General features: G+C 70.0%; 22 protein-coding genes and 4 pseudogenes. 16 read left to right on the top strand and 10 right to left on the bottom strand.

Annotation, left to right across the window (positions count from 1 at the left end; all coding sequences use genetic code 11):
* Positions 1-81 precede the first annotated feature (81 nt).
* Together ACQEXA_RS26425 and ACQEXA_RS26420 are read right to left on the bottom strand one after the other, a co-directional pair.
* Positions 82-273 carry a DUF397 domain-containing protein gene (locus ACQEXA_RS26425; protein WP_432930740.1) on the bottom strand — a complete coding sequence of 64 codons (192 nt, stop codon included), beginning with the start codon at positions 271-273 and terminating at the stop codon, positions 82-84.
* A gap of 188 nt (positions 274-461) precedes the next feature.
* Entirely contained in the window at positions 462-707 is a 246-nt protein-coding gene (locus ACQEXA_RS26420; RefSeq protein WP_432930742.1) for a hypothetical protein, read from the bottom strand.
* A gap of 156 nt (positions 708-863) precedes the next feature.
* Between ACQEXA_RS26420 and ACQEXA_RS26415 the strand changes: the two genes are divergently transcribed.
* On the top strand, positions 864-1,145 hold the full coding sequence (locus ACQEXA_RS26415; protein ID WP_432930744.1) for a GntR family transcriptional regulator: 282 nt from the start codon (positions 864-866) through the stop codon (positions 1,143-1,145).
* 27 nt (positions 1,146-1,172) lie between these two features.
* Here the strand turns inward: ACQEXA_RS26415 and ACQEXA_RS26410 are convergent, their stop codons facing one another.
* The 3 genes and pseudogenes from ACQEXA_RS26410 to ACQEXA_RS26400 all read right to left on the bottom strand — a co-directional run.
* Positions 1,173-1,451 carry a hypothetical protein gene (locus ACQEXA_RS26410; RefSeq protein ID WP_432930745.1) on the bottom strand — a complete coding sequence of 93 codons (279 nt, stop codon included), beginning with the start codon at positions 1,449-1,451 and terminating at the stop codon, positions 1,173-1,175.
* The gene (locus ACQEXA_RS26405) at positions 1,448-1,672 is read right to left on the bottom strand and encodes a hypothetical protein (protein WP_432930747.1); all 225 of its coding nucleotides are present in this window, start codon (positions 1,670-1,672) and stop codon (positions 1,448-1,450) included. Before ACQEXA_RS26405 ends, ACQEXA_RS26410 begins: the two co-directional genes overlap by 4 nt.
* Before the next feature lie 168 nt (positions 1,673-1,840).
* A pseudogene (locus ACQEXA_RS26400) lies at positions 1,841-2,374 on the bottom strand (carbonic anhydrase); the annotation flags it as partial.
* On the opposite strand from ACQEXA_RS26400, the gene ACQEXA_RS26395 reads away from it, so the two are divergent.
* Positions 2,265-3,887, top strand: a complete 1,623-nt coding sequence (locus tag ACQEXA_RS26395) for an IS4 family transposase (RefSeq protein ID WP_433131203.1) — start codon at positions 2,265-2,267, stop codon at positions 3,885-3,887. The pseudogene ACQEXA_RS26400 and the gene ACQEXA_RS26395 sit on opposite strands and share 110 nt — an antisense overlap.
* A 14-nt stretch (positions 3,888-3,901) precedes the next feature.
* On the opposite strand, the pseudogene ACQEXA_RS26390 reads toward ACQEXA_RS26395, so the two are convergent.
* Positions 3,902-5,772: pseudogene (locus ACQEXA_RS26390) on the bottom strand (SulP family inorganic anion transporter); the annotation flags it as partial.
* Positions 5,773-6,114: 342 nt separating this feature from the next.
* Between ACQEXA_RS26390 and ACQEXA_RS26385 the strand changes: the two are divergent.
* Positions 6,115-7,374, top strand: a complete 1,260-nt coding sequence (locus ACQEXA_RS26385; protein WP_432930751.1) for a hypothetical protein — start codon at positions 6,115-6,117, stop codon at positions 7,372-7,374.
* Positions 7,375-7,392: 18 nt separating this feature from the next.
* Here ACQEXA_RS26385 and ACQEXA_RS26380 read toward each other — a convergent pair whose 3' ends face one another.
* The gene (locus ACQEXA_RS26380) at positions 7,393-8,373 is read right to left on the bottom strand and encodes an ATP-binding protein (protein ID WP_432930753.1); all 981 of its coding nucleotides are present in this window, start codon (positions 8,371-8,373) and stop codon (positions 7,393-7,395) included.
* A 101-nt stretch (positions 8,374-8,474) separates the two neighbouring features.
* On the opposite strand from ACQEXA_RS26380, the gene ACQEXA_RS26375 reads away from it, so the two are divergent.
* Positions 8,475-9,299 (top strand): oxidoreductase, encoded by an 825-nt coding sequence (locus tag ACQEXA_RS26375; protein WP_433131201.1) that lies wholly within the window; start codon positions 8,475-8,477, stop codon positions 9,297-9,299.
* A 396-nt stretch (positions 9,300-9,695) separates the two neighbouring features.
* On the opposite strand, the gene ACQEXA_RS26370 is transcribed toward ACQEXA_RS26375, so the two are convergent.
* Complete coding sequence (locus ACQEXA_RS26370) at positions 9,696-10,520, bottom strand: HAD family hydrolase (RefSeq protein ID WP_432930757.1); 825 nt, start codon at positions 10,518-10,520, stop codon at positions 9,696-9,698.
* A 570-nt stretch (positions 10,521-11,090) separates the two neighbouring features.
* Here ACQEXA_RS26370 and ssd point away from each other — a divergent pair.
* Positions 11,091-12,179, top strand: a pseudogene (ssd, locus tag ACQEXA_RS26365) (septum site-determining protein Ssd).
* Positions 12,180-12,289: 110 nt separating this feature from the next.
* Positions 12,290-13,129 (top strand): annotated as a pseudogene (locus tag ACQEXA_RS26360) (TadA family conjugal transfer-associated ATPase); the annotation flags it as partial.
* 24 nt (positions 13,130-13,153) lie between these two features.
* On the opposite strand, the gene ACQEXA_RS26355 reads toward ACQEXA_RS26360, so the two are convergent.
* Positions 13,154-13,408: a winged helix-turn-helix domain-containing protein gene (locus tag ACQEXA_RS26355; RefSeq protein ID WP_432930759.1), complete on the bottom strand. Its 255-nt coding sequence runs from the start codon at positions 13,406-13,408 to the stop codon at positions 13,154-13,156.
* Positions 13,409-13,556: 148 nt separating this feature from the next.
* On the opposite strand from ACQEXA_RS26355, the gene ACQEXA_RS26350 reads away from it, so the two are divergent.
* The 4 genes from ACQEXA_RS26350 (at position 13,557) to ACQEXA_RS26335 (ending at position 15,470) form a co-directional block, all read left to right on the top strand.
* Positions 13,557-13,832 carry a hypothetical protein gene (locus ACQEXA_RS26350; RefSeq protein WP_432930761.1) on the top strand — a complete coding sequence of 92 codons (276 nt, stop codon included), beginning with the start codon at positions 13,557-13,559 and terminating at the stop codon, positions 13,830-13,832.
* A 334-nt stretch (positions 13,833-14,166) separates the two neighbouring features.
* On the top strand, positions 14,167-14,472 hold the full coding sequence (locus ACQEXA_RS26345) for a hypothetical protein (protein ID WP_432930763.1): 306 nt from the start codon (positions 14,167-14,169) through the stop codon (positions 14,470-14,472).
* 74 nt (positions 14,473-14,546) lie between these two features.
* Positions 14,547-14,939, top strand: coding sequence for a TadE family type IV pilus minor pilin (locus tag ACQEXA_RS26340; RefSeq protein WP_432930765.1), 393 nt, complete (start codon positions 14,547-14,549; stop codon positions 14,937-14,939).
* A gap of 99 nt (positions 14,940-15,038) precedes the next feature.
* Entirely contained in the window at positions 15,039-15,470 is a 432-nt protein-coding gene (locus ACQEXA_RS26335) for an Rv3654c family TadE-like protein (protein WP_433131199.1), read from the top strand.
* On the opposite strand, the gene ACQEXA_RS26330 is transcribed toward ACQEXA_RS26335, so the two are convergent.
* Complete coding sequence (locus tag ACQEXA_RS26330) at positions 15,388-18,009, bottom strand: DEAD/DEAH box helicase (protein ID WP_433131197.1); 2,622 nt, start codon at positions 18,007-18,009, stop codon at positions 15,388-15,390. The genes ACQEXA_RS26335 and ACQEXA_RS26330 overlap by 83 nt on opposite strands.
* Positions 18,010-18,088: 79 nt before the next feature.
* Between ACQEXA_RS26330 and bldG the strand changes: the two genes are divergently transcribed.
* The 6 genes from bldG (at position 18,089) to ACQEXA_RS26300 (ending at position 24,984) form a co-directional block, all read left to right on the top strand.
* A complete protein-coding gene (gene bldG, locus ACQEXA_RS26325; RefSeq protein WP_010986038.1) occupies positions 18,089-18,430 on the top strand; it encodes an anti-sigma factor antagonist BldG in 342 nt (113 codons plus the stop codon).
* Positions 18,431-18,535: 105 nt separating this feature from the next.
* A complete protein-coding gene (locus tag ACQEXA_RS26320) occupies positions 18,536-18,976 on the top strand; it encodes an ATP-binding protein (RefSeq protein WP_432930771.1) in 441 nt (146 codons plus the stop codon).
* Positions 18,977-19,524: 548 nt separating this feature from the next.
* The gene (locus ACQEXA_RS26315; protein ID WP_432930773.1) at positions 19,525-21,927 is read left to right on the top strand and encodes a sodium-translocating pyrophosphatase; all 2,403 of its coding nucleotides are present in this window, start codon (positions 19,525-19,527) and stop codon (positions 21,925-21,927) included.
* A gap of 217 nt (positions 21,928-22,144) precedes the next feature.
* The gene (locus tag ACQEXA_RS26310) at positions 22,145-22,753 is read left to right on the top strand and encodes a small secreted protein (protein WP_432930775.1); all 609 of its coding nucleotides are present in this window, start codon (positions 22,145-22,147) and stop codon (positions 22,751-22,753) included.
* Positions 22,754-22,791: 38 nt separating this feature from the next.
* Positions 22,792-24,312, top strand: coding sequence for a DUF7059 domain-containing protein (locus tag ACQEXA_RS26305; protein ID WP_433131195.1), 1,521 nt, complete (start codon positions 22,792-22,794; stop codon positions 24,310-24,312).
* A gap of 474 nt (positions 24,313-24,786) precedes the next feature.
* On the top strand, positions 24,787-24,984 hold the full coding sequence (locus tag ACQEXA_RS26300) for a hypothetical protein (protein ID WP_432930779.1): 198 nt from the start codon (positions 24,787-24,789) through the stop codon (positions 24,982-24,984).
* Positions 24,985-25,139: the final 155 nt, after the last annotated feature.

Genomic DNA, 25,139 nt, shown 5'->3' with positions numbered 1-25,139 from the left:
CCTCCCTGATCCTGGCACCTCCCCCAGACAACAGAAACCCCCGACCGGACAACGCCGGCCGGGGGTTTCCGCGGTGACGGATCAGGCGCCGAGCTCGCCCGTCTTCACCGCGCCAAGGAACGCGCCCCATGCCGCGGGCGCGACGAACGCGGCGCCGCGGGGGCGATCCTTGGTGTCCCGGAAGTGCGCGCCGTCGCCGGTCTTGGCGACCTCGACGCACGCACCGTTACCGCCGGAGTAGGACGACGTACGCCAGGTCAGATTGTCGAACATGGTTTTCAGTGCCTCTCAGTAGCGTTGTTGATCTTGCTTGGGGTAGGTCCGAGGGCGCGCCACTGCGGGCGGGCGCGCGCAGCGTCGCTTGTGCATGTGGATGTCCGCCCCGCCAGCGCTCGCCCCGGCGATGGCTTCCGTCGTGTACTCCTCGCCGGGCCGGATCGGCTTGTCGCAGCGGGCGCAGATCATTGCTGCGCCGCAGCTCGCTCGGCTCGCATCTCCGCTCGTGCCGCGTGCATCTCGACCCGCAGCTCGGCGCCCGTCGCGCACTGCTCGTACGCGTTGCACGGCTCGCACGGTGTCTTGTTGTCCGCCCCGGCGAGGTGATCGATAAGGACGGCCCACGCTGCCCGGTAGCGGGGCGTGAATCCGCGGGGCTCCCACGCGGTGCCCGTTCCGTCGCCCGCGGTGCGCTCGGTAGTCTCGCTCATGTCGTTCGCTCCTTCGCAGCGTCGACACGGCCCTCGGACCTTGCCCGGTCCGGGGGTCCCTTTGTTTGCTCACGGTATCGCTATCTACTGCTATACGCAGCAATACAGCGCATCCTCGATCTGCATGCGGCCGAGCAGTGCAGCAGGCTCGACGATATGGAGCGTGACCGTAGCGGCCGGATCGATCCGGCGCGGCCCGTGTACGTCTACGTACAGGTAGCCGACGACCTCGCCGCACAGATCAACGCGGGCACTATCCCGCCGGGGGCGATGCTGCCCGCCGAGCGGGATCTCGCCGAGGTGTACGGCGTCGCGTACCTGACTGCCCGCCGGGCCGTGCGCGAGCTGCGTGAGCGCGGTCTCGTCGTCACGCTGCCCGCCCGCGGCACGTTCGTCGTCGAGGACACCAACGACGAAACGCCCCCCGCGCGACCCTAGGGGCCGTGCGGGGGCGAGGCTTGGCGGTCACTTGCCGAGGAACTGCACGGCGTATCCGGCGATGGTCCCCAGCACTGCGGCGCCGCCCGAGGCGGCCCACATGCGGCGCTCGACGGACGTGAGGCGGACCTCGACTGCGTCGAGGTCCTCGCGCTGGCCGGCGATGGTCTGGTCGGTCTGTCCTGCGCGCTGCACCAGCAGGGCGAGGCTGCCTTTGATCTCGGCGACGCCGGTACCGAGGTCGCCGCGGAGCTCGGCGAGGGCGACGGCGACGGATACCGGGTCGGAGGGCGGGGGCGCGGTCACTTGTTGGCGTGTCCGTCCTGGATGAGGCCGAGGCCGAACCGGTCGAGGAACGCCTCGACGGCGGGGATCGCCATCACGCGAGTGACGCCGGCGGCGACGCCGAGAGAGACGGCGACGCCGGGCAGTGCCTCGGAGACTCCCGTCACGTGGACGATGGCGGGCAGGGCGGCGGCGATGCCGACGGCGGTCTGTATGACGGTGCGGCGGGTGGCGGCGCTCATGGCGGGTGCCTCTCGTGAGGTGGTGGTGATGCCTCCGCAGCCTCCCGAGCCGTGGCGGCATCGCCCGGTAGGCGGTGCGCGTCTACGACGGGCCGGCTCGACCGGAGCCCGGCCTCCTCGGCCATGGGTGCGCGGCCCGGGTCGCCCGGACCGCGCACCCCCGTGGTGTCACGCCGGGCTGCGCAGTTCCCCGGCCGCACCCACCCGCCCGAAGACAACACCCTCGTCGGACGCGTCGAGCAGATACGCCTGTGCCTCGCCGACGTGGAAGTACATCCCGTGCAGCTCGAGATCCCCCTCGCCCAGGACCCGGGCCACGGACTCATGGGCCCCTAGATGCTCCAGCTGCTGCACCACATTGGTCAGACACAACTGTTCGATCGCGTCGGCAGGCTCCCGTCCGGTGATCCGGGGCCGGCGCCGGTCGTGTCCGGCCATCCGCTCCAGACTCGGCAGCCCGTGCCGCAGCCACCGCCTGAGCGGGGTCTGCACGCCGCCGGGCTCCGAAGTGAGCAGGGCCTGCATCGCGCCGCACCCGGAATGTCCGCACACGGTGATGGACCGCACCTTCAGGACCTCCACCGCGTACTCGATGGCGGCGGCCACCGAATCGTCCCCACTCTCCGCCCCCGGCAGCGGCACCAGATTGCCGACATTGCGGACCACGAAGAGATCACCGGGACCACTGGAGGTCAACACCGTTGCGTTTGGCCCCTGCGCTGTACGTCAAGTCCTGCTGAACAGCGCAACGGGACCACCTGATAGATCAACGATCGGCGAAGAAAGTCGATCAAGGTCAGGGGTCCCGTTGCAGGAGAAGTCTGTCATCACGTCTACGATCGAGACAGCCCGGGGTGTATTCGCGCCTGGTCATCTGGGGGAGTTGACCCAGGTCGTGGACTTCGCGCTGGTGGACGCGGTGCTGGAGGAGACCGGCCGGCGCGAGAAGCGTCTGCGACTGCTGCCTTCGCGGGTGGCGGTGTATTTCGTGCTCGCTCTCGCGTTGTTCGAGCACTGCTCTTACCGCACGGTGTGGTCCAAGCTGACCGCGGCCCTGACTCCGCTGGCCCTGGTGCGTCCTGCGGTCTCCTCCCTGACGCGGGCCAGGCGCAGGGTGGGGGCTGCACCTGTGCGGCGTCTGTTCGAGACGCTTGCCGGGCCCGTCGCCCGCCGCGGGCAGGCCGGGTCCTTCTACCGGGGCCTGCGCACCGTGGCCGTCGACGGGACCCTGCTGCACACTCCCGACGACGAGACGCTCACCTGGCGCTTCCCCAAGCGGGCCGGGGAGGGGCTGGAGTTCGGCTATCCGCTCCTGCGGCTGCTGGCCCTGGTCGAGTGCGGCACCCGCGCGCTCATAGCAGCCGCCTTCGGACCAGAGTCCGAGGGTGAACTCCCCTATGCCAAGCGGCTTCTGACCGCCCTGGACAAGACGATGCTCCTGCTGGCCGACGCGGCCTTCGACGGCAACGAGTTCCTTGACGCGGTCCATCAGAGCGGGGCGCGGTTCCTGGTGCGCTCCGGGGCCCGCCGCGTCCCCACCCCCGCCGAGCACCTGGGCGACGGCTCCTACATCGCCCGCATCGGCTACGGCGTCCTGCGGGTACTGCTGCCGGTACGTGTGATCGAGGCGACCCTCACCGTCACCTTGGCCGATGGCACCGTCCGCACCGAGCAATGGCGGCTGATCACAAACCTGCTGGACCCCGTCCGTTATCCGGCCATCGAGCTCGTTGAGCTCTATCACCGCAGGTGGCAGGCGGAAACCACGTATTTTTCGATCAAGGCCACGATGCTCGACGGCCGCGTCCTACGCTCCCGCAGCATCGATGGCCTCGATCAGGAGGTCTACGCTTTGCTCACCGTCTACCAGGCTCTGATCCGCGCCGGCGACGACGCCCTGACCGGACGGCCGGAAGTACCCATGGAACGGATCAGTTTCACCGTCCTGCTGGCCGCCGCAACCGACACAGTCACCGCCGGCCATGGAATCTTCCCCGGCACCCTCGTCGACCTGGTCGGCACGATCGGCCACGCCGCCCTGGGCAATCTCCTGCCCGCCCATCGACGGCAACGAGTGAAGGCCCGTACCCGGAAGAACCCCACCAGCAAGTACGGACCGAACGCCGGACAGCACCCTCAGAAGGCCCAGAACTACACCGTTCGCACCACAATCGCGTTCTTCGACCACGGCCTCAATAGCCGCTCACAGCGCTAACGCAACAGTGTTGCACTGGAGGTGATCATCGACGTGATGAGCCGCGAGTCGGCGCAGGTCAGGAAGAGCTGAGACGGCTGCTGCCCCTCGCGTGCCAGCCGGGCCAGCTCGCCGCGCACCAGCGGGGCGGTGTTCCGCTGGAAGGCGCTGATCCCGCGCGCGAGCTGCTGCGCGCTCGGTCCGGCCCCGGCCTCCGACGTGCCCGGCCGGCCGCCGGGCTGTGCGGTCGGCGGACGCTCGCACTGGTGGTTGCGCCACGGCGTCCAGGGCCGGCACCGGCACGTGGACGCCTCCGCCGGCTCCTGGCCTTCCGCGACGGCGGGCGAGCTGAGCGAGGGCATGGTGATGGGCGTTCCGGCGCGGCCGGCGAGGGCGACCGTGCCGCTGCGCGCGAGATGGCTCCGCTGCCAGTCGTGCAGGGTCTCGTACGCCGCGTGGTCCATGAACGACCCGTCCAGCTCCACGACGGCGTCCGCACCCGCGGGCACCAGGTGGAGGGCCCGGCTGAGCCGGGGTACCGCGAGGAACGTCAACTGGCCGCGAACGCGTACGTGATGAACCCCGTTTCTCTCCTCGTGCGTGATACGGGTGCGGGCGAGGCGAGGCGGTGCAGGGCGACGGCGACGGCCGCGGCGATCCCGAACGCCACGCCCTGCAGGACGCCCAGGAAGACGACGCCGAGCGTGGTGACGGCGTACACCAGCACCTCTCGGTGACGGGTGACCGTGCGGATGTGGTGCAGGGACACCATCTGGATGCCGATGGCCATCACCAGAGCGGCGAGTGAGGCGAGGGGGATCAGCTCGAGCACCGGGACCATCAGCAGCGCGGCTACCACTACCCAAACGCCGTGGAGCATCGTGGAGTTCCGGCTGACGGCGCCGGCTTGCACATTGGCCGAGCTCCGGACGGCGACGCCCGCGAGCGGCAGTCCCCCGAGGGCTCCTGAGGCGATGTTCGCGGCGCCCTGCCCCAGCAGCTCGCGGTCCAGGTCGGAGCGGCCGAGATGCGGGTGCCGCCCGGCCGCCAGCTTGTCCACGGCGACGGCGCCGAGCAGCGACTGCACGCTGCAGACAAGAGTGATGGTGAGGACGGCGGCGGCGATGCCGAGCACAGGGCCCTCGGGCAGCCCGGCCAACGCATGGCTGCGCCAGGACGGCAGATCGACCCTGGGCAGGGTGAGCCCGGCGAGCGAGGCGGCCCCGGTGGCGCCGGTGACGGCGACGAGCGCGGCCGGGATCCTGCGCAGCAGGTCTCCCGCACGTCCGGGAATCCGTGGCCAGGCGAAGAGCAGGGCCAGGGTCAGCGCGCTCACCGACACGGCGGCCGGTTGCAGACGCGCCAACTGGGCAGGTAGCGCGCGGAGGTTGTCGAGGACGGCACTCTGGGGGGTGCCGCCGAGCACGATGTGCAGCTGGGCGACGGCGATGGTGACGCCGATGCCGGCGAGCATGCCGTGCACGATGGCCGGGCTGACGGCGAGCGCCGTACGCGCCACGCGCAGGCAGCCGAGGCCCAGTTGCGTGAGGCCGGCGAGGACGGTGATGGCGCACGTGGTACGCCATCCGTAGCGGTGGATGAGGTCGGCGGTGACCACGGTGAGTCCGGCGGCCGGGCCGCTGACCTGGAGCGGGGAGCCGCCGAGCCGGCCGGCGACGATACCGCCGACGGCTGCGGCGACGAGGCCGGACTGGAGCGGGGCACCGGTGGCCAGTGCGATGCCGAGGGAGAGTGGGAGAGCGATCAGGAAGACCGCGATGGAGGCCGAGAGATCGGCGCCCGCGATGTGGAAGCGGCGGGGGCGGTTCGGCGGTGGGCTGTGGGGCTGGTGCATGCGCTTGGTCCGAGTCGATTCGGCGGCGCGGGCGGGTACGCAGGCGGGCATGGTTCCCGTCTCCTCCGGTGCGGCGCGGTCGCGGAACTGGGGCTCCCCGGCTGGGGCCGGGGTCTGACGCGGCCGTGGGTCACGGCGTACAGCGGCGGGATCTCAAATACTCGGCAAATGAATCGTAATGCCGAGTAAAGGCAATGTATTCGACACCGGATCAAATAGGGCAATAAATCGCCTGATGGGGTGAATAACTCATTTCATCGGCTCGTCTCACAAAATCCTGTCGGCCTCGCGTGCGATCTTGACGGGGCTGCGCGTGACTGTGGGCTCCGCCCGCACGGCGGCGCACATCACCTGATCGGCGTGGCCCCGACTGAAGGAAGAAGGTGGGCCGAAATGGCCGCCACCCAGAGGATCACCGCGGGCGTCGCCCTGGCCGCGGTCTGCGCCACCGTGCTCTGCAGCTGTTCGAGCGGCCGCAACGGCTCCGAGGAGGGCCCGAGGAGGCCGGCCGCCGGTCCCCTGGCGGGGAGTGCGGTCCGCCTGATCGGCGACGGCTCCACGGCGTACACCGGCTCCCAGCCCCATCTGCCCAGGCCCCAGCGGCTGAAGCCCGGTCAGCGGCCACCTCAGTTCGTGGTCTTCTCCTGGGACGGGGCCGCCGAGGACAGTCAGAAGCTGTTCTCGCACTTCCGCAAGGTCGCCAAGGCCAACAACGCGACGATGACGTACTTCCTCAGTGGTCTGTACATGCTGCCCGAGGAGAAGCGCGAGCTCTACCGGCCGCCGGAGCACTCGCCGGGCCGTTCGGACATCGGCTTCAACGACCAGAAGGGCGTCAAGGACACCGCCGAGCAGTTGCGCATGGCCTGGTTGGAGGGGAACGAGATCGGCACCCACTTCAACGGCCACTTCTGCGGCGACGAGGGCGGGGTCGGCCAGTGGTCGGTCGAGGAGTGGAAGGACGAGGTCGTCCAGGCGAAGGCCTTCGTCAAGTCCTGGAAGACGAACTCCGGCCTCAAGGAGGAGCCCCCGCTGCCCTTCGACTACGACAAGGAGCTCATCGGCGCCCGCACGCCTTGTCTGGAGGGACAGGAGAACTTTGTGAAGGCGGCCCGGGACCTGGGCTTCCGGTACGACAGCTCCGGTACAGGCAAGCAGGTCTGGCCGACGAAGGACGGCGTGTGGGACCTGTCGATGCAGCTCGTGCCCTTTCCCGGGCACAGCGACGAGCAGTTGAGCAATGACTACAGCTTCATGATCAGCCAGTCGGGCAACCGGACGCAGGGCGACCCCGACAAGTTCGAGGAGTGGGGCGCCCAGTTCCGTGACGGCCTGCTCCAGGGGTTCCAGCGGGCTTACAACGGAAACAGGGCACCTTTGATCATCGGCAATCACTTCGAGTCCTGGAACGGCGGCGCCTACATGCGTGCCGTGCAGGAGGTGATCGAACGCGTCTGCACCCAGCCCGAGGTGCGCTGCGTCTCCTTCCACCAGCTCGTCAACTGGCTGGACGCGCAGGACCCGCAGGTCCTGGAGAAGCTGCGCACACTCGATGTCGGGCAGGCCCCGGCCGAGGGCTGGGAGGCCTTCCTGGGGCGTTCGCCCGCCCCGTCTCCGAACAGTGCACCCAAGGTGTCGGCGGCCAAGCGGTAGTCGCCGGGCGGCTCTCGGTCACACGGTGGCCGCCAGACCCTCGCCGAGGACGAATCCGGGGTCGATCTGCGCCGCCAGATCGGTCCCGGTGCGTTCGTTGCCCCAACTGGCCGCGTTCTTCAGGTGGAAGTGCACCATCTGGCGCATGTAGCGCTCCGGGTCGCGCAGTTCGTAGGTGGCGTCGGCGGCTACCTGAAGAGCGTGCAGGCAGCGGCGGTTGGCGTTCTCGAGGACCTCGAACCTGGGCGGGCGGCCCTTCTCCATGGCGCGCACCCAGTCCGAGTGCCCGACTGAGACCAGCAGGTCGTCACCGACCTCGGCACGGAGGAAGTCGAGGTCGTCCGGACCCTGCACCTTGTTGCCGACGACCTTCAGGGCGATGCCGAAGTCGCGGGCGTACTCCTTGTACTGCCGGTAGACGGAGACCCCCTTCCGGGTCGGCTCGGCGACGAGGAACGTGATGTCGAAGCGAGTGAACATGCCGGAGGCGAACGAGTCCGAGCCCGCCGTCATGTCGACCACCACATACTCGCCGCGGCCGTCCACCAGATGGTTCAGGCACAGCTCCACCGCTCCCGTCTTGGAGTGGTAGCAGGAGACTCCCAGGTCGGCATCGGTGAAGGGGCCGGTGACCATCAAACGGGCGGTGCCGCCGTCGAGTTCCACCGGGCGGGCGCACGCGTCGTAGACCGGGTTGTCCTCCCGCACCCGCAACAGCCGCGAGCCCTCGCCGGGCGGCGTGGTCTTGATCATGGTCTCCGCTGATGCGATCCGCGGGTTGGAGCCACGCAGGCAGTCCTTGATCAGCCCCAGCCGCTCGCCCATGGAGGGCAGCGCGGCGGCCTCGTCCTCATCGAGGCCCAGCGCGGCCCCGAGGTGCTGGTTGATGTCGGCGTCGATGGCGACCACGGGCGCACCGACGGCGGTGAGGTGGCGGATGAACAGGGAGGACAGGGTCGTCTTGCCGCTGCCGCCCTTCCCTACGAAAGCAATTTTCATGTTCACCAACGGTAGTCTTGATATAGCTATGAGTGACAGTCATAGGTGAGGAAGACCACTCCATCGAAGGAGCGGGCGTGGAGGTGCGTAGTGTCGTACTCATGAGTACGACAGGTGCGACAGCCGATCCGCTCGCGGCCCTGGGGGCGCTGCCCGGTGTGGCCGAGTCCGTGGAGTCCGTGCGCAAAGCCGTGGACCGGGTCTACGGGCACCGGATCATGCGACGCCGCGGCAACGAGATCACCTCCGAGGCGGCGCTGCGCGGCGCACGCGGTTCGGCGGCACTGTCCGGCGCCGACTGGGCACTGGAGGAGGTGCGCCGGCGTACGGACTTCAGTGGCGACGACGGAGCCCGTACGGTCGGTGCGGCTCTCAGGCTGACCGCCGAGGCGGGGCAACTGCTGTCCATCTGGCGGCAGTCACCGCTGCGGGTGCTGGCGCGGCTGCACCTGGTGGCGGCCGCGGAGTCCGACCCGCGGGTGGGACGCCCGCGCCAGGACGGCGAACCGGTCGACGAGCCGCTCATCGAACTGCCGTTGCCGGGCGCCGCCGAGGTCTCCGGCCGCCTCGAGGGGCTCTCCGAGCTGATCGTCGCCGGTGGTTCGGCCCCGGCTCTCGTGACCGCGGCCGTCGTGCACGGCGAACTGCTCGCCCTGCGTCCCTTCGGCTCTCACAACGGCCTCGTCGCGCGTGCGGCGCAGCGCATCGTGCTGGTCGGCAGCGGGCTCGACCCGAAGGCGATCTGTGCGGCCGAAGTCGGCCACGCCGAACTGGGCCGCGCAGCCTATGTGGCCGCACTCGACGGTTATGTGTCGGGGACCCCGGACGGCATGGCGGCGTGGATCGCCCACTGCGCCAAGGCAGTCGAACTGGGGGCGCGCGAGTCGACCGCGGTCTGCGAGGCCTTGCAGCGCGGAGCGGCGTAGCTCTCGGACGGCCACGGCCGGACATGGGAAAGGGCCCCTAGGGGCCCAGCGCATGGTTGCGGCGGTACGAGGGCTCGTACCGCCGCTGGCACGCTCACAGAGTTACCAAGCGTCCTCGATATGTCGCCCATCAGGTCGGGAACTCTTGCCCGTCACCTGGTGCGGCTGGCCCGTAATCGACGGGTCGACGTCGCGTGGGTGCCCTGCGTTCATGCTCGGTCCGTGGGGCCAATTGCGTGTATTAAAGGTGATCCTTTCGGATGTCCTTTGGTCTCGCGGGCCGCTAACCCCTTTTGTACTCCTGGGGTCGGCCAAGCGGAAGTCCTCGATGCACTTCTTTACTTTTAGGTTCAAAGAGGAGTGAATCGGACGGGCGTGTCCGTGGCGGTACGCGGTTCACACGGCCGATGCCCGTCGTCGGCTCGAGTACCAGACGAACCCCGCGGTGGCCGCCGCCGCGCCTATCGCCGCCATCGCGAGAAGCGCCGGCCTGGGCGGCACGGACAGCCGCTGCTTCAGCCGGACCGGGCGGTGGAAGTCCAGAATCGGCCAGCCTTGCGCGAGCGCCTCGCGTCGTAGGGTCCGGTCCGGATTCACGGCGTGCGGATGGCCGACCGACCGCAGCATCGGCAGATCGGTGGCGGAGTCGCTGTACGCGTAGCAGCGTGCGAGGTCGTATCCCTCGGACTCCGCGAGTTCCTTGATCGCCTCGGCCTTCGTCGGGCCGTACGCGTAGTACTCCACCTCGCCGGTGAAGCAGCCGTCGTCGCCCACGACCATGCGGGTGGCCACCACCCGATCCGCGCCGAGCAGTTCGCCGATCGGCTCGACCACCTCCGCGCCGGACGTGGACACGATCACGACATCGCGTCCGGCGGTGTGGTGCTCCTCGATCAGGGAGGCCGCCTCGTCGTAGATGATCGGGTCGATCAGGTCGTGGAGCGTCTCGGCGACGATCTCCTTGACCTGCTGGACGTTCCAGCCGCGGCACATCGCGGACAGGTACTCGCGCATCCGCTCCATCTGGTCGTGGTCCGCGCCGCCCGCCAGGAACACGAACTGGACATAGGCGGTACGCAACGCGGCCCTGCGATTGATCAGTCCTCCTTGGTAGAAGGACCTGCTGAAGGTGAGCGTGCTTGACTTCGCAATGACCGTCTTGTCCAGGTCAAAGAAGGCCGCTGTGCGGGGCAAGGAGTGGTTTTCCACGGGCCTGAGCATAGGCGCCCACCATTCGGCGTAAGGTGGGGCGCGTGGGTTTGCCTGAGAGGCCTCTCGGGTACACCATGGAAGTCACGGATCGTTCGCGACCGTGCTAACCCGGCCCGACTCCTCCCCCCCCGAGTCGGCCGTGGGGACGACCCCCGCTCTCCCCCCCGGCGGGGGTCGTCGCATGTCCGGATGCATTTTCCCCGTTTCCTGTGCGGTCTCGCGGCCGTGGCGCGGCCTCGCGGGCGCGGCATCGGCATGCCCATGATCCGACACGCTCAGTAGTCACATCGCTGCTCTGTGAAAGTCGCCCAGGCCGGCGCTGTAGGGGTGAAGGCGATATTCACATCCACTGAGTTGTCCACAGTTTTCGACCAAGATCCACATGATTTTCCGGAACGCCGCACCGTGATTCCAACGCATCCGGCGGCGGCGAGTTCATGACCGTTCCGTTTCCCCGAGGCGTATGGCCGGTTCCTATCGGCCTCTCATAAGGAGACCGGTTACCGGTTCTTCACCTTAACGGGAAGCGCGGGGTCCAAGTGGGCCCCGCGGACGAAGCAGTGAAGGGGGCTGGAGATCGTGGCGGGAGCCATCACACGCGACGGGTCGGCCGTCGCAGAGGGGCGTCGGAGCGGACCTCTGATCGTCACCGAGGACGCGGAACTCCTCGACGACCTGCTCCGCCTGTGCGCGGCCGCGGGTGCCAGACCGGAGGTGCACCCCGGCGTCCCGCGACATCGCGACAGCTGGGAGGCGGCGCCGCTGGTCCTGGTCGGCGACGATGCGGCGCGCCGCGTGCGAGGAGCCGTGCGCAGGCGAGGGGTCGTGCTGGTGGGGCGGGATCAGGACGATTCCGGCGTGTGGCGGCATGCCGTGGAAATCGGCGCCGACCATGTCCTGCTGCTGTCGGACGGCGAGCGGTGGCTCGTCGACCGTATCGCCGACGTGGCGGAGGGCGTCGGCCGTCCGGCGCTCACCGTGGGCGTGATCGGCGGCCGTGGCGGGGCCGGTGCGTCCACGCTCGCCTGCGCGCTGGCCGTCACCTCCGCGCGTGAGGGCAGGCGCACCCTGCTCGTGGACGCGGATCCCCTGGGCGGCGGACTCGACGTGCTCCTCGGCGGCGAGACCACCGCAGGATTGCGCTGGCCGGCGTTCGCCGCCTCCCGTGGCCGGGTCGGCGGAGGCGCTCTGGAGGAATCCCTGCCCGAGCTGCACGCGCTGCGGGTGCTCAGGACCGTGGCGACACCGTGGCGGTCCCGCCGCAGGCGGTGCGCGCGGTTCTGGCCGCGGCCCGGCGACGCGGCGGTGCGGTCGTCGTCGATCTACCGCGCCGTGTCGACGAGGGGGTCGCCGAAGTCCTCGCCCAGGTGGACGTCGGGATCCTGGTCCTTCCCGCCGAGCTGCGAGCCGTCGCGGCCGCACGGCGGGTGGCCTCGGCCGTCGGCATGGTCCTCGGCGACCTGCGGATCGCGGTCAGCGGGCCGTACGCGCCGGGGCTCGACGACCGCGAGGTGGCTCGCCTGCTGGGGCTGCCGCTGGTCGGTGAAGTGCCCTTCGACACGCCGCCGCAGGACGGTTCCGCGCCGCCCGGGGGAGCGGGCGCGAGGGCCGCTCGCCCGGTTCTGCTCCGCCTTCTGGGAGCGGGCGCTGGCCGAGGCGGGTGACTGACGTATGAACACGGGCTGGGGCGTGACGGCGAGAGCGGAACGGGGCGCGGCAGGCGGTTCCGGGGGAGCAGAAGCCGTGAGCAGGCGGCCGGACTCAGCGAGGGCACGCGGCTGCTGGACGGAGTACGCCAGTGGCTGGCCGAGAGCGGGGCCGAGCCGACCCCCGCGCGCGTGGCACAGGCGCTGCGCGAGCAGGGGCGGGTGCTCGGGGACGCCGAGGTGCTGGGCGCGGTACGGCAGCTGCGCTCGGAGCCGGTCGGCAGCGGACCGCTGGAACCGCTGCTCGCCGATCCCTCCGTGACCGATGTCCTGGTCTCGGCACCCGATCGCGTGTGGGTGGACCGGGGCGGCGGACTCGAGCTGACCACGGTGTCCTTCGCCGACGCGGCGGCCGTACGACGCTTCGCGCAGCGGCTGGCGACGGTGGCCGGGCGACGGCTGGACGACGCCAGACCGTGGGTCGACGCCCGTCTGCCGGACGGCACCCGGCTGCACGCGGTGCTGCCGCCGGTCGCGGTCCGCTCCACGTGCCTGTCCCTGCGGGTCGTCCGGCCGCAGGCCTTCACCCTCGACGAGCTGGTGGCCGCGAGGACGGTGCCGCCGGGCGGGGACCGGGTGCTGCGGGCACTGATCGCCTCGCGGCTCTCCTACGTCATCAGCGGCGGCACCGGTTCGGGCAAGACCACGCTCCTGAGCGCGCTGCTCGGGGTGGTGAGGCCCACGGAACGGATCGTGCTGGCCGAGGACTCGGCGGAACTGTGGCCCGACCACCCCCATGCGGTGCGCCTCGAAGGACGGCCCGCGAACCAGGAAGGCGTGGGGCTCGTCGAGCTCCAGGATCTGGTGCGGCAGGCGCTGCGGATGAGACCCGACCGGCTCGTCGTCGGCGAGGTACGCGGCCGTGAGGTGGTCTCCCTGCTGGTAGCGCTCAACACCGGTCGCGAGGGCGGCTGATCGGGACAACCGTTACAGGAGTCAGTCGTTAACGGGAGGCTCCCCGCCGCTGCCCTCCCCGCTCCCCGCGGTCACGAAGCTGCCCTTGTGCGGCAGCGTTTCGATGAGTCCCCGCTCACGTAGGTCCCGGAGCGCACGCCTGATCGTGTGATCGGCTACGCCGTACTGCGAGGCCAGGCGGATGATGCTGGGCAAGGCTGCGCCTGCCGGGATACGCCCTGAGCTGATGTCTTGGGCAATCTCGCGTGCTACGCGCTCCCAGGTGTATTCGGCCATGGCTTCAGCGTCGCGTGGCCTACCGGGGTCCGCATTGACGGACCATGGTGCACCATGGCTCACCGTGGCGTATGGTGAGCGACGAAGAGCCCCGGCGACGCGGCGAACGTCCCGGGGCATGGCCAGCGCTACGAAGGAGCGACTGACAATGCGAACCCTACTGGAATGGCTTCTGAGCCTCCTCCTCCCCGCCCAGGGGAAGCGCCGGGCCGAATCTGAGCCGGCAGCGCCGATCCTGCGCGCACCTGCCCAGCGTCCGGCCGGAGACGTCATCGACGCTGACACTCTGCCGCTGGTCCGCCCCTACCTGGTCGCCTGGGAGCGGCGGCAGGATCGGGAAGCACAGCGGGAAAGGCGTACGGCGGCAGCGCTGGCCTCGTTCGGCGTGGACTACCCGTACGGCCCCCAGGCAGGTGTGGCATGAAGTTCCTGATCGCAGACAAAATAAGCCAGCGTCCCCGATGCCTGGACCGGGGCCACATTCCCAGCCTGCCGTGCCTCCGCGGCGAAGGGCATGACGGGGACCACAGGGACGTGCTGGGCATGCCCTGGGCGTCAGCGGACAGCACGTTGGACAACACATGCGACGCGGCCGTACCCACGGACCTGGCGGAGGGCCTGACACGAGACGGCCTGGAGCCTTGCTTCCTGGCCCAGGGACACGACCAGTGGACGGAGCACGCGAACGCCTACGTGACTTGGCCTCGCAGCGCTGGCCTCGCAGCGTCGGCCGCGGAAGCCGTGGAGGGGGCAGCAGCATGAGCAATCTTCGACGCCTTCCCTGGGAAGACAACGGCAAGCCGGCCTACGTCACGCCCTGCGACGGTCCCGTGAACGCCATCGCGGACGCCATGGAGGCCAGCATCCTGGTCACGGCACGCAACGACGTCCGGCGGGCCCAGGCCCTCGCAGCGGACTCGGCAGCGTCGCGCGCTGAACTCCGCATGGTCGTCCAGTACCTCGCACGCGCTGTGGAAGACGCGGCCCTGGTCGCAGACCTCCGCGGGGAGCGTCTGGGCCTGGACCAGGAGCCGCTGGAAGCCCTCACCGAATCAACCTGGTGACAGGCAGCCGTTGACGACAGAAAGGCCCCTGGCCACCTCCCACGTGGGAAGCGGTCAGGGGCCTCGGGCGCTCGATGTCCGGATGTGAAGGGGCGCGGGGCCGCCGGGGGAGGGCGCCTGCCCGGGACCGCGGCTTCGTGACGGCGGAGACAGCCGTCGTCCTGGCGGCCCTGGTGCTCTTCGCGACGGCCCTCGTCTGGGCCCTGCTGGCCGCGTCCGCGCAGATCCAGTGCGTGGACGCGGCCCGGGCAGGGGCCCGGGCGGCGGCCCGGCAGGAGCCGCCGGGTGTGGTGCAAGAGGTCGCCCGGCAGGCGGCGCCCGACGGCGCGAGGGTCACGGTGAGCCGTCAGAGCGACCTGGTTCATGTGCTGGTGATTGTCCGCCCGCCGGGCCCGGACGCGCTGCCGCTCGAACTGCGTCACGAGGCGGTGGCTTTGGCCGAGGACACCGTGGGAGTGAATCGGTGACGGGACGTGAACCGGTGGCGGGAGCCGGACGGATGAAGGGGTGTGGCCCGCAGAGGGCGCTGGGAGCGGAGGAGGTACGCGGGGTGAGGAAGGGGTGGAGTGGTGAGGTTCCGTCAGCTGAGGAGAGGGACGGTGGGCCGTCGTCAGCCGGCCGGGGACCGGGGCTCGGCCACGGTCTGGGGCGTGTGCGTGATCGGCGCGCTGTGTGCCGTGTTCGGGGTGCTGCTGGCCCAGGGCGAGGCCGTGCTGGTCCGGCATCGTGCGGCCGGAGCGGCCGACCTGGCGGCCCTCGCGGCCGCCGACCACTGGATGGAGGGTGACAAGCAGGCTTGCGACACGGCGGTGCGCGTCGCAGCGGCTCAGGGCAGCCGGCTTGTGCGGTGCGCCGTTGTGGGCCAGGTCTCCGATGTCACGACGGCGTCGGTCGCGGGGCCGTTCGCGGCCGAGGTCAGGGCGAGGGTCGGCCCGGCGGAACCGACGGCGCCGCGGGGATTTGCGGGGCCCCCGCCTCGGTCTCCTTCTCGTCCATAGCCACTGCGGCCACCGCCTCCTCCTCGGCCCCGTCCCTACGGTCCGTCGTGTTCCCTGCCGTTAGCGGGCCGTGCGTCTGGGTCTCCGTCTCCTCCGGAGCCCCGCGCAAGAGCACCGTGAGGAGCCGGACGGCGCCCCGCTTGTGCAGCGGATCGTTGCCGTTGCCGCACTTGGGGGACTGGATGCAGGACGGGCAGCCCGCATCGCACTCGCAGGACGCGATGGCCTGGCGGGTGGCGGTCAGCCAGGCACGGGCCGTGTGGAAGGCGCGCTCCGCGAAGCCCGCGCCGCCGGGATGGCCGTCGTAGACGAAGACCGTGGGGAGGAGGGTGTCGGGATGGAGCGGGACGGAGACGCCACCGATGTCCCAGCGGTCACAGGTGGCGAAGAGCGGGAGCATGCCGATCGAGGCGTGTTCGGCGGCGTGCAGGGCGCCGCCGAGGATCTCGGGGTTGATCCGGGCCTCGTCCAGCTGGTCCTCGGTGACCGTCCACCACACCGCGCGCGTGCGCAGCGTACGAGGAGGGAGATCGAGTTTCGACTCGCCCAGCACCTCACCGGTGATCAGACGCCGGCGCAGAAAGGAGACGACCTGATTGGTGACCTCGACGGAGCCGTAGCAGAGCCGGCCCTCGCCCCAGGGGATCTCGGTGTCCGTCTCCAGGACGGAGATGGAGGTCGTGTCGCGGGCGACCGTCGAATACGGCGGGTTGGCCTCCTCGACCAGGGCAACGGAGTCCTCCAGGTCGAGCGTCCGCACCAGATACGTACGGCCCTGATGCAGGTGGACAGCCCCCTCGTGCACCGTCGTGTGGGCGGAGCCCGCGTCGACCGTGCCGAGCAGCCGTCCGGTTCCGGCCTCGACGATCTGCACGGGGCGCCCGCCCTCCCCACGGATGTCCGTCAGGTCGGCGGCCCGTTCCCGGCGGGTCCAGTGCCAGGTCTTCGTCCGGCGGCGCAGCAGCTTCGCGGTCTCCAGCTGCGGCAGCAGCTCCGCGCTGGCCGGGCCGAACAGCTCCAGGTCCTCCTCCGCCAGCGGGAGCTCGGCGGCCGCCGCACACAGGTGCGGGGCGAGGACGTACGGGTTGTCCGGGTCGAGGACGGTGGATTCCACCGGCTGGTCGAAGAGGGCCTCGGGATGGTGGACGAGGAAGGTGTCCAGCGGGTCGTCCCGGGCGACCAGCACCGCCAGGGCACCCTGCCCGGACCGGCCGGCGCGCCCCGCCTGCTGCCACAGCGACGCCCGGGTCCCCGGGTATCCGGCGATCAGCACGGCGTCCAGGCCCGAGACGTCGACGCCGAGCTCCAGGGCGGTGGTGGCGGCGAGGCCGAGGAGTTCTCCGGAGTGGAGGGCCCGCTCCAGGGCGCGGCGCTCCTCGGGAAGGTAGCCGCCGCGGTAGGCGGCCACACGACGGGCGAGGGAGCGGTCCACCTCCGCCAGGCGTTCCTGGGCGATGACCGAGATCAGCTCGGCGCCGCGCCGGGAGCGGACGAAGGCGACCGAGCGCACGCCCTGCACGGCCAGGTCGGTCAGCAGGTCGGCGGTCTCGGCGGTGGCCGTGCGCCGGACGGGCGCGCCCTTCTCGCCGTGCAGCTCGGTGAGCGGGGGCTCCCACAGGGCGAACACCAGTTCCCCGCGCGGGGAGGCGTCGTCGGCGACCTCCACGACCGGGAGGCCGGTGAGGCGCCGTGCGGCCACCGCGGGGTCGGCGGCGGTCGCGGAGGCCAGCAGGAAGACGGGAGAGGCGCCGTAGCGGGCGCAGAGGCGGCGCAGGCGGCGCAGGACCTGGGCGACGTGCGAGCCGAAGACCCCGCGGTAGGTGTGGCACTCGTCGATGACGACGTACTTCAGGGCACGCAGGAAGGAGGACCAGCGCGGGTGTGAGGGCAAAATGCCCCGGTGCAGCATGTCGGGGTTGGTCAGGACGTAGTTGGCGTACTGGCGCACCCATTCGCGTTCTTCGGGCGGCGTGTCGCCGTCGTACACCGCGGGGCGCACAGCCGGCCCCAGGGGTTGTGAAAGTTCCTTCACGGATCGGCACTGGTCCGCCGCCAGGGCCTTCGTCGGGGCGAGGTAGAGGGCGGTCGCGCCGCGCCCGTTCGGGGCCTGTGCGCCATCCAGCAGACGCGAGAGGACCGGCACCAGATAGGCGAGCGACTTGCCCGACGCCGTGCCCGTGGCGACGACCACCGAGTCGCCGTCGAGGGCGTGCTCGGCGGCGAGCGCCTGATGGGCCCAGGGGTGCTCGATGCCCGCGGCTTGCACGGCGGCGATGACCTCGGCGCGGATCCGGTCCGGCCAGACGGCATGGCGGCCCTCTCGCGGGGGCAAGTGCTCCGTATGAGTGATGCGCGCAGCCCGGCTTGGTCCTGCGGCGAGCCGGTCCAGGACTGTGCTCGGCGACGGGCGGGACACGGGGCCCGTCGAGGGTCGATCGGATCGGTGATTCTTGGCCATCGGCACCGAGTGTGTCACTGGCGTGACGGACAATGGGACCAAGGCGTCGTGCACGCCTGCCGGTAAGTGATTGAATGCCATCGCGGCTGGCGAACCGTCCCGGGGCTCTGCCGAGGTGTCCCAAGGGGCGACCGCTCGATAGCAAGGTGCTGGAGGATCCGTGGACCTGTCCCTGTCGACCCGTACCGTCGGCGATCGTACGGTCGTCGAGGTCGGTGGCGAAATCGACGTATATACCGCGCCCAAGCTGCGCGAGCAGCTGGTCGAGCTGGTGAACGACGGGAATTTCCACCTCGTCGTCGACATGGAGGGCGTGGACTTCCTCGACTCCACCGGGCTCGGAGTTCTGGTGGGCGGCTTGAAGCGTGTCCGGGCCCATGAGGGCTCCCTGCGCCTGGTGTGCAACCAGGAGCGCATTCTCAAGATCTTCCGCATTACCGGCCTCACCAAGGTGTTCCCGATTCACACCTCGGTCGAGGAAGCGGTGGCGGCCACCGACTGACCCGTGCCGGGCCGCTTGGCCCGGACGGCAGAAGCAAGGCGGGGGGCCGGGCTTTTTTTGCGGTCCGGCCCCCTGACCGCACGCCCGAAGTACCGAGGGGGATGCATGGCCACCGTTGAACTCCTCTTCAGCGCGCTGCCCGAGCATGTCAGGACCGCCCGACTCGTGGCGGCAGCGGTGGCGCGCCGGGCTGGAGTGGAGGAGGCCGTACTCGACGAGGTCAGGCTCGCCGTAGGCGAGGCCTGCACTCGAGCCGTCGGACTGCACCAGAGCAACGGCATCTCGGCGCCGGTGCGGGTGCTGCTGACCGAGGAGGAGAAGCAGTTCTCCATCGAGGTCGGCGACGAGGCGCCGCACGCGGTGCCCGGCGAGAGGTCGCCGGGTCCCGGGGGCGCCCACGAGACGGACGCCGAGGCCGAAGAGGACGAAATGGGCCTCGCGGTCATCAGCGGTCTCGTCGATGACGTCGAGGTCACCGTCGGGGAGAGCGGCGGACAGATCAGGATGAGCTGGCCGACCCTGCCGCCCGCCACGCTCCCGGCCTGACCTTTCCGTAGGCTCACCAGTTGGATTAGCGAAGCGTAGTGGACCTGTGGCAGAGTGCTACGCACGCGCCCGGCGCCCAGGCGACGTCGGGCACCCTTCTCGGTCGGGTCTTGCGGCTCGGTCGACCAGCGTCCGGAGGGACGTGCCACGCGGGCTGGCGGCTCCTGTCGTTCAGCACAGGGCACGAAGGCGATTGGCTCCCAAGGCTGAGCAACGCTCAGCCTTGCTAAGGCAATCAGAGACGCTTCCCTGCCTCGTACCTCTCGTACGGTTTCGAAGAGCCCTGCCTGTGCAGGGCTCTTCTTTTTGTACAGTCGCACCGTGGTCGTGAATTGCTTCACGATCGATTGTGCCATAATTGGATCAAGGGCCAACCCAGTCAATGGTTTTGAGGCATTACCACTTTCGGGTTCAGTAACTGCCCTGCGATCTTTAGCTGAAGAGCACGTGAAGGCCAATTCCGTTTGCCAAGCACTGTTTTGATCACGTTCCGCTACCTACAATCCGTCCACATCTCTTGAGCTCAGCCCAAGCGTCAAGGAGGACGAATGGCGGGGCTTTCTACCCCTCAACAGTTTGATCACCCCACAACCCTCGCAGCCGCTGTCCTGACCGACAGCAACCGCCTGATCATCGTGGTCATCGGGGCCGTGGCCCTCGCGGCCCTGGTGGTCGCCGGGATCCTGGTGCGCCAGGTGCTCGCGGCGGGCGAGGGCACCGAAAGCATGAAGAAGATCGCGGCGGCGGTCCAGGAAGGCGCCAACGCCTATCTGGCCCGGCAGCTGCGCACGCTCGGCGTATTCGCCGTGGTCGTGTTCTTCCTGCTCATGCTGCTGCCCGCGGACGACTGGAGTCAGCGCGCCGGACGGTCGGTGTTCTTCCTGATCGGTGCGGCGTTCTCCGCGGCCACCGGTTATATCGGCATGTGGCTTGCCGTACGGAGCAATGTGCGGGTCGCCGCGGCGGCGCGTGAGGCCACACCGGCGAAGGGTGAGCCGGAAAAGGATCTCACCGCTGTCTCGCACAAGGCGATGAAGATCGCGTTCCGCACGGGTGGCGTCGTCGGCATGTTCACGGTGGGGCTCGGTCTGCTGGGCGCCTCCTGCGTGGTGCTGGTGTACGCGGCGAACGCACCGAAGGTCCTGGAGGGCTTCGGTCTCGGCGCGGCACTGATCGCCATGTTCATGCGTGTCGGTGGCGGCATCTTCACCAAGGCCGCCGACGTCGGCGCCGACCTGGTCGGCAAGGTCGAGCAGGGCATTCCGGAGGACGACCCGCGCAATGCCGCGACCATCGCCGACAATGTGGGCGACAACGTCGGCGACTGCGCGGGCATGGCAGCCGACCTCTTCGAGTCGTACGCCGTGACGCTCGTCGCCGCGCTGATCCTCGGCAAGGTGGCGTTCGGCGACTCGGGGCTGGCGTTCCCGCTGATCGTGCCCGCGATCGGGGTCCTGACCGCGATGATCGGCATCTTCGCGGTGGCTCCGCGCCGCTCCGACCGCAGCGGCATGTCCGCGATCAACCGGGGCTTCTTCATCTCCGCGGTGATCTCGCTGGCACTGGTCGCGGCGGCGGTCTACAGCTATCTGCCGTCCTCGTACGCCGACCTCAAGGGCGTCACCGACTCGGCGATCCGGCTCAAGGACGGGGATCCGCGGATCCTCGCGCTCGTCGCGGTGGCCATCGGCATCGTGCTCGCCGCCCTGATCCAGCAGCTGACGGGCTACTTCACCGAGACCGCCCGGCGGCCGGTGCGGGACATCGGCAAGACGTCGCTGACCGGCCCCGCCACCGTGGTGCTCGCCGGTATCTCCGTGGGTCTCGAGTCGGCCGTCTACACGGCGCTGCTCATCGGACTCGCGGTGTACGGCGCGTTCCTGCTCGGTGGCACGTCGATCATGCTCGCACTGTTCGCGGTGGCGCTGGCCGGCACGGGTCTGCTCACCACGGTCGGGGTGATCGTCGCCATGGACACGTTCGGGCCGGTCTCGGACAACGCACAGGGCATCGCCGAGATGTCCGGTGACGTCCAGGGCGCGGGCGCTCAGGTCCTCACCGATCTGGACGCGGTGGGCAACACCACCAAGGCGATCACCAAGGGCATCGCCATCGCCACCGCCGTACTCGCGGCGTCGGCGCTCTTCGGTTCGTATCGCGACGCCATCACTACGGCCGCGCAGGACGTGGGCGTGCAGGTCGGCGACGGCGGCCCGCTGAGCCTCGTCATGGACATCTCCCAGCCCAACAACCTGGTCGGCCTCATCGTGGGCGCGGCGGTCGTCTTCCTCTTCTCGGGGCTGGCGATCAACGCGGTGTCCAGGTCGGCGGGCGCGGTGGTCTTCGAGGTGCGCCGGCAATTCCGGGAGAAGCCCGGGATCATGACCTACACGGAGACGCCGGAGTACGGCAGGGTCGTCGACATCTGCACCAAGGACGCCCTCAGGGAGCTGGCCACGCCCGGTCTGCTCGCTGTCCTGGCGCCCATCGCACTCGGGTTCACCTTCGGTGTCGGCGCGCTCGGCGCGTACCTGGCGGGCGCGATCGGCACGGGCACGCTGATGGCGGTCTTCCTCGCCAACTCCGGCGGTGCCTGGGACAACGCCAAGAAGCTCGTCGAGGACGGCCATCACGGCGGCAAGGGCAGCGAGGCGCACGCGGCGACGGTGATCGGCGACACGGTCGGCGATCCCTTCAAGGACACCGCGGGGCCCGCGATCAACCCGCTGCTGAAGGTGATGAACCTGGTGTCGCTGCTCATCGCGCCCGCGATCGTCAGGTTCTCGTACGGCAGCGACAAGAGTCTCGGCGTGCGGATCCTGATCGCCGTACTCGCGATCGTCGTGATCGTGCTCGCGGTGTATGTCTCCAAGCGGCGCGGGATCGCCGTGGGTGACGAAGACAACGCCGAGCGGGTGTCCAATTCGGCGGATCCGGCGGTGGTTTCCTAGCCGGTTCCTCCGGCCTCCGGGCTTCCGGCTGGTCGGACAAGGATCAAGGGGCGGGCGTACGGCGTCTTCGGGAGCCGTACGCCCGCCCCGTCCGTGCCCTGTGCCTCTGCGTGAGCCTTCTCTCGCATGGTGCTTATGGTCGCAATGGCTGACATAAGTAATATTCAGCGTGCGGCTGTCACCCGGTTGGCGTGTATGTTCCGGGGCCGAGAGAGCCATGGAAGGGACCAATCCGGTGAACAAGAAGCTCGCGGCCGCGCTGTCCGGCGGTGCGGTACTGGTACTGGCGCTGTCGGGATGCTCCAGCAGCAGCAGCAGTGGCGCAGTCGACGACAAGCTGAGCACCTGGGCCAAGCAGGTGTGCGACGCGGTGCAGCCGCAGGCCAAGAAGATCGCGTCCGCCAGCACCGCGATCCAGAAGGAGACCTCGGACAACAGCACGCCGGATCAGGTCCAGAAGACCGACTCGCAGGCTTTCCAGGACATGTCCGACGCCTACAAGGCGATCGGCGCCGCCGTCCAGGGGGCGGGCGCGCCCGAGGTCGACAACGGCGCGGCGAAGCAGAAGAACGCGGTCAAGGAGCTCAACGACATCTCCACCGCCTACGCCGACCTGAAGAAGCAGGTGGACGGGCTCGACACGAAGGACCAGGGGAAGTTCGCCGAGGGCCTGAAGAACATCGCGACCCGGCTCGACAAGCTCAGCCAGAGCGGCAACGACGCGCTGAAGGAGCTGGAGGCCGGCGACGTCGGCAAGGCCATGGCGCAGCAGGCGAGCTGCAAGTCCACCTCGGCCTCTGCCTCGGCTTCGGCTACGGCCGGCTGAGCGGCGCGTCGCGGGGGCGCCCGCGCCACAATGGGGGCGTGAGTAACTCCAGTCCAGCCACCCTGCCCTCCAACGACCGCACCGACGTGATCGCGTGGCTGCGGGATGCCCTGCTCGCAGCCTCGTTCACCGCGGACGGGCTGCTCGACCTGCTCGGTGCGCCCGCGTACGCGGCGCTCGCCCGGAGCGAAACAGTGCCTGCGCTCCGGGCGACACGCGGTGACACGCCGCTGGAAACGCTCGTACGGCTCTTCCTGCTGCAACAGCCCGTGCCGTACGCGCGCGTGGCGGACGTGCTGCCTGTCGACGCATGCCTGGACGCCGGCTGGCTGGTCCGCACCGCCGGCGACGAGGTGGCCGCGACGGTCGACGTCCGGCCGTTCGGCGGGCCTGGGGGCGAGGACTGGTTCATCGTCTCCGACCTGGGATGCGCGGTGGGCGGAGCCGGCGGCATCGGCAGCCGGGACGAGGATGTCGTCCTCGGAGTCGGCGGCGCCTCCACCACCCTCGCCGGGATCACCGTGCGGACCCCCATCGGTTCCGCCCTCGACCTCGGTACCGGCTCCGGGATCCAGGCGCTGCACGCCGCCCGGCACGCCACCCGCGTGACCGCGACCGACGTCAATCCGCGTGCCCTGCACATCGCGGGGCTCACCCTGGCCCTGTCCGCTGTCCCGGCCGCGGACCTGCGCCAGGGTTCCCTCTTCGAGCCGGTCCGGGACGACGAGACGTTCGACCTGATCGTGTCGAACCCGCCCTTCGTGATCTCGCCCGGCGCCCGCCTCACCTACCGGGACGGCGGGATGGGCGGGGACGATCTGTGCCGGACGCTCGTTCAGCAGGCGGGGGAGCGGCTGAACGAGGGCGGGTTCGCGCAGTTCCTCGCCAACTGGCAGCACGTGGAGGGGGAGGACTGGCAGGACCGGCTGCGCTCGTGGGTGCCGCGCGGATGCGACGCCTGGATCGTGCAGCGGGAGGTCCAGGACATCACGCAGTACACCGAGTTGTGGTTGCGGGACGCGGGCGACCACCGCGACGAGACGGCCCAGTACCAGGCGCGGTACGACGCATGGCTGGACGAGTTCGAGGCGCGCAAGGTGCGGGCGGTCGGCTTTGGCTGGATCGCACTGCACCGGACGGACGCCGTCGAGCCCTCGATCACCGTCGAGGAGTGGCCGCACCCCGTCGAGCAGCCGCTCGGCGACACGGTGCGCGCGCACTTCGACCGCGTCGACTACCTGCGGACGCACGATGACGCGGCCCTGCTCGCCGGGCACTTCAAGCTCGCCGCCGAGGTCGTCCAGGAGCAGGTCGGGCTGCCCGGTGCCGAGGACCCCGAGCACGTCGTGCTGCGCCAGAACCGCGGAATGCGCCGGGCCACCAAGGTGGACACGGTCGGTGCGGGCTTCGCCGGCGTCTGCGACGGCACGCTGAGCGCGGGACGCATCCTCGACGCCATCGCCCAACTGGTCGGCGAGGACCCCGTCTTGCTGCGCGACCGGACGCCTGCTCAGATCCGGCTGCTGGTCGAACAGGGGTTCCTGGAGCCCGCGCGGTAACCGGCGCGGAAGGGAGCGCGGGGGCACACCCCGGGGCCCCGGCGGTTTCGTCCGCCGCCCGGCTGCGTCCCGGGCTGGGCTTCGTACGCGAATCTGTGGGTGAGTCAGATGATCGTGCGGAGCGCGGGATCCACGGGAGCGAGGGCTCCTGCGACGGCAACCGGGTGTCACCGGACACCTGGATCCTCCGGAGGGCGCTGGAACCGGCCCCGCAGCGACCAGTTCGAGCCGAGTCGGGAGCGCGAACCCGCCCCGCGCCCCCGCCTCGGCGGATACGGTCGGTCGCGCGTCAGGGACTCCCGGCATCACCCTCCGGCGCGACCCGAACCCCGTCCCGGATGTCCAGGGCGGCGACGGACGGACTCGCGCCGCCCGCTCTCTCCGAGGTCGCCGGGGTGCTGCGGGCGCGGGTCAGCCTCCTGTCGCGGGTGGCTAGGGTCGGGAGGAATCGGAAGGAATCGGAAGGAACAGGACATGGAGAGCGGACCGGCGGCCTACGCGGGGACAGTGTTCAGCGTGTTCGGTATCGGGCTGCTGACCTGGACCGCGGCCCGGCTGCGACGTCGCGAGCCCGTCGCCGAGGGTGTGAACCGCGTCGCATCGGCCGCCCTCACAAGCCTCGCCGCGATGGCCGCGCTCGCACTCGGTGCATGGTGCTTCACGCTGCTGTGACATCGCGATTCCCGTCCGCAGCACGACGGGGCCCCGGTAACCGGCGGATTACCCTCCGGATAGAGCCGATGGGGCTGCCGGCCACTCCGGGCGGCAGGAATGCCGGTAGTCGGGTTACCGTTCGAGTGGCCGTTGCGGGCTTTTCCCGTTTGACA

This window comes from Streptomyces sp. CA-106110 (assembly GCF_050936285.1).
GTDB lineage: Bacteria > Actinomycetota > Actinomycetes > Streptomycetales > Streptomycetaceae > Streptomyces.
The sequence above is the reverse complement of the archived record's forward strand: the minus strand, read 5'-3'. Positions and strand labels throughout refer to the sequence as shown.

Bases quoted from the DNA above. Each gene is read 5' to 3' on its own strand.
- ACQEXA_RS26425 (WP_432930740.1), bottom strand. From the start codon at position 273: ATGTTCGACAATCTGACCTGGCGTACGTCGTCCTACTCCGGCGGTAAC.
- ACQEXA_RS26420 (WP_432930742.1), bottom strand. From the start codon at position 707: ATGAGCGAGACTACCGAGCGCACCGCGGGCGACGGAACGGGCACCGCG.
- ACQEXA_RS26415 (WP_432930744.1), top strand. From the start codon at position 864: ATGGAGCGTGACCGTAGCGGCCGGATCGATCCGGCGCGGCCCGTGTAC.
- ACQEXA_RS26405 (WP_432930747.1), bottom strand. From the start codon at position 1,672: ATGAGCGCCGCCACCCGCCGCACCGTCATACAGACCGCCGTCGGCATC.
- ACQEXA_RS26395 (WP_433131203.1), top strand. From the start codon at position 2,265: ATGGCGGCGGCCACCGAATCGTCCCCACTCTCCGCCCCCGGCAGCGGC.
- ACQEXA_RS26385 (WP_432930751.1), top strand. From the start codon at position 6,115: ATGGCCGCCACCCAGAGGATCACCGCGGGCGTCGCCCTGGCCGCGGTC.
- ACQEXA_RS26380 (WP_432930753.1), bottom strand. From the start codon at position 8,373: ATGAAAATTGCTTTCGTAGGGAAGGGCGGCAGCGGCAAGACGACCCTG.
- ACQEXA_RS26375 (WP_433131201.1), top strand. From the start codon at position 8,475: ATGAGTACGACAGGTGCGACAGCCGATCCGCTCGCGGCCCTGGGGGCG.
- ACQEXA_RS26370 (WP_432930757.1), bottom strand. From the start codon at position 10,520: ATGCTCAGGCCCGTGGAAAACCACTCCTTGCCCCGCACAGCGGCCTTC.
- ACQEXA_RS26355 (WP_432930759.1), bottom strand. From the start codon at position 13,408: ATGGCCGAATACACCTGGGAGCGCGTAGCACGCGAGATTGCCCAAGAC.
- ACQEXA_RS26350 (WP_432930761.1), top strand. From the start codon at position 13,557: ATGCGAACCCTACTGGAATGGCTTCTGAGCCTCCTCCTCCCCGCCCAG.
- ACQEXA_RS26345 (WP_432930763.1), top strand. From the start codon at position 14,167: ATGAGCAATCTTCGACGCCTTCCCTGGGAAGACAACGGCAAGCCGGCC.
- ACQEXA_RS26340 (WP_432930765.1), top strand. From the start codon at position 14,547: ATGTCCGGATGTGAAGGGGCGCGGGGCCGCCGGGGGAGGGCGCCTGCC.
- ACQEXA_RS26330 (WP_433131197.1), bottom strand. From the start codon at position 18,009: ATGGCATTCAATCACTTACCGGCAGGCGTGCACGACGCCTTGGTCCCA.
- ACQEXA_RS26320 (WP_432930771.1), top strand. From the start codon at position 18,536: ATGGCCACCGTTGAACTCCTCTTCAGCGCGCTGCCCGAGCATGTCAGG.
- ACQEXA_RS26315 (WP_432930773.1), top strand. From the start codon at position 19,525: ATGGCGGGGCTTTCTACCCCTCAACAGTTTGATCACCCCACAACCCTC.
- ACQEXA_RS26310 (WP_432930775.1), top strand. From the start codon at position 22,145: ATGGAAGGGACCAATCCGGTGAACAAGAAGCTCGCGGCCGCGCTGTCC.
- ACQEXA_RS26300 (WP_432930779.1), top strand. From the start codon at position 24,787: ATGGAGAGCGGACCGGCGGCCTACGCGGGGACAGTGTTCAGCGTGTTC.